General features: G+C 66.7%; 2 protein-coding genes. Both read right to left on the bottom strand.

Translation table 11 applies throughout. The features are described 5' to 3' along the window. Nucleotides 1-962, bottom strand: a 962-nt coding sequence (locus tag HMPREF9440_RS05225) for an asparaginase (protein ID WP_008542176.1), incomplete at its 3' end; no start/stop codon positions are given. A gap of 407 nt (nt 963-1,369) precedes the next feature. After that, nucleotides 1,370-2,185, bottom strand: a complete 816-nt coding sequence (locus HMPREF9440_RS05230) for a DMT family transporter (protein WP_008542179.1) — start codon at nt 2,183-2,185, stop codon at nt 1,370-1,372. Between the last annotated feature and the right edge of the window lie 407 nt (nt 2,186-2,592).

Below are 2,592 nucleotides of genomic sequence, written 5' to 3' on the forward strand. Positions count from 1 at the left end.
GCCAACACGACCTGCGCGAGCACCCGCGCCTTCTGCGGATTCAGATTCCCCGCCGGGATGAACCCCGCCTCCTGCCACGCGGCCAAGCCTTCGACGGTGGCGCCCCCCGGCACGCGCGAAGCGCGGATCACCACGACGCCTTTCTCGGCCGCGGTGAAGAGCGCGGTCTCCGCCGCGTCGTGGATGGAGCCGTTCCCGGTCCCCGCGTGCACGATCGCCTTCGCCCCGGCGGCCACCGCCGCCTCCACCATGACGCCGTCGTCGTCGGTGTGCGAGTACACGATGTCGACTCGGGGGAGCTTCGCGAGCCCCTCAAAGCGGGCCGTCGTGAAGGGCGTCCGGAGCGTATGCGGGCGCACGGGGGCGGAGAGCCACACGATCCTCGGGCCCGAGATCATCGCGGTGAGGCCGGCGTTGGGCGCCCCGAAGGCGGCGACGTTCGTCTGCTCGACCTTGGTCGCGTCGCGCGCGGCGACGACGGCGTCGTTCAACGCCACCAAGACGCCTTTCCCGGCGGCTTCCGGGTCCAAAGCGATCCGCACGGCGTTCAGAAGGTTGAGAGGCCCTTCCGCGGAAATGGCGGTCGAGGGCCGCATCGCCCCCGTCATGACGACGGGCTTTCCGGTCTTGACGACGAGGTTCAAGAAAAACGCCGTCTCCTCCATCGTGTCCGTCCCGTGGGTGATGACGACGCCGGCGACGTCGTCCCGCGCCGCCGCTTCCTCGACCGCCGCGGCGAGGTCGAACCACACGCGGCTCGTCATCGAGGAGGAGTCGATGTTGGCGACCTGGTGGCATTCGATCGTCGCGATCTCTTGGAGAGCCGGCACCGCGGCCGTGAGCATCTCGACGGAGAAGTTCGTGATCGAGTAGCCGGTCATCTGCGTCGCGGACGCGCCGGAACTCACGATCGTCCCGCCGGTGGCGAGAACGACGACGGTGGGAAGCGTGGAGGTGGTCATGGAAGGGCTCCGTGTGGCCCGCGGGGGGGCGTCAAAGTAGGGATTTCGGTTTCGACCGAAAGCGTACGCAGGCGGGCGCGGGCGCGCAAGTCTTTGCGCGCCAATCGTGGGCATTGATGGGGGATGAGGTGCCGAAGCTTCTCCAAGAAGCTTCTCCCGGCAAGACGGGATAAGACGAAGGGCATCGGTTTCCCGATGCCCCGCGCCCGAAGCCGGGCCGTCGCGCAAGGCGGTCCTGACTTCATTGACCTCGACTGCCACCATAACGCACGCTGAAATTGACCGTTATCCGATCTTTCCCTCATATTCCGGAATCCCGGAGGGCGATCGGCCATCGAAATGGTGCGAAAACCGCATCCCCCGAAGGTCCGTGAGCGTTTTGGGCCTCCGTCCTTCGTCCTCCGGCCTCACTTCCTCGTCGCGAGGATCCCCACCATCACGAAGATCAGCGCCGTGCCCAAAAGCTCCGCCGGACCGAAGGAGAGTCCCAGGAAGAGGATCCCCAGGACCAGCGCGGACAAGGGTTCGAAGTTCCCGAGAAGAGACGTCGTTGGGGCGGGCACGTACTTGAGGCTCTGCAGGTAGCAGCAGAACGCCCCGACGGTCCCGAAGAGCGCGACGTAGCCGTAGAGGAGCGTGGTTTCGAGCGTCCAGTCGATGGCGGTCACGGCGGGCGGGTCGATCAGCGTCAGAAGCCCTCCGCCCACGATCATCCCCACCGCCACCACGACCCCGACGGGGACGCGCTTCATCACCTGCCGCGGCTGGATCGTGCAGAAGGAACCGGCCGCCGAAGACATGATCCCCCAGAAGGCGCCTTCGAACGACATGTCGACCGCGTCGAAGTCGCCCTTGGTGACGATCAGCACCACGCCCGCGGCGGCGAGCCCGATGCAGATCCATTCCTTGAGCGTGACGGCGCGGTTCTCTGAGAAAGCCGTCCAGCCCGTGACGAACAACGGCCCGAAGGTGACCATGAGCGCCGCCGTGGCGGCGTTGCTGACTTCGATCGACTTGAAGAAGGTCCATTGGATCACGAGCATCCCGCAGCCGTAGACGAGGAGGGGCTTCCAATTTTCAAGAAAGAGCCGCACGACCGGGCTGCGCGACACCGCCGCCTCCCAGAGAAGGAGCATGAGCCCCGCGCCCAGGAGACGCATCGAGACGAGGTCGTTCACGGGGAAGGTGCCCGTCTGCATGAGGAACTGCGCCGCGACGCTCATCGACCCCCCAGAGGAAGCCCGCCATGGCGGCGAGAAACATCCCGACGATCCGGGTGCGGATGGGGTTGGCGTTGGCGGTGAGGGTCGGATCGGTCATGGTGCGGGCCGGGTGTGGGGGTTGCGGGCAGGGACGAACAAAGGTCGGCGGAAACGGGATGCGTCGGGCGGGCTCTGAGTGGATTGGTCAACGCTTCCTTCCGAAGTGAAGAGTGTAGGGCGGGCGCGCCGCGCGCGCCTCCGCAGAATGCCCGAGCCGGGTCGGGAATCGGTGAAAACCGACACCCGCATGAAACCCCGGGTTTTCCGCCGTACCGCGGGGTTTGCGCCGAAACGCGCGCAGATTCCCCGTCCGCGTAGCCTCCCGAAGAAGCGGCCTCGTGCCGGACTTTCCCACATCTTCACGCCCG

Source organism: Sutterella parvirubra YIT 11816 (genome assembly GCF_000250875.1).
GTDB lineage: Bacteria > Pseudomonadota > Gammaproteobacteria > Burkholderiales > Burkholderiaceae_F > Sutterella > Sutterella parvirubra.

Bases quoted from the DNA above. Each gene is read 5' to 3' on its own strand.
- HMPREF9440_RS05230 (WP_008542179.1), bottom strand. From the start codon at position 2,185: ATGAGCGTCGCGGCGCAGTTCCTCATGCAGACGGGCACCTTCCCCGTG.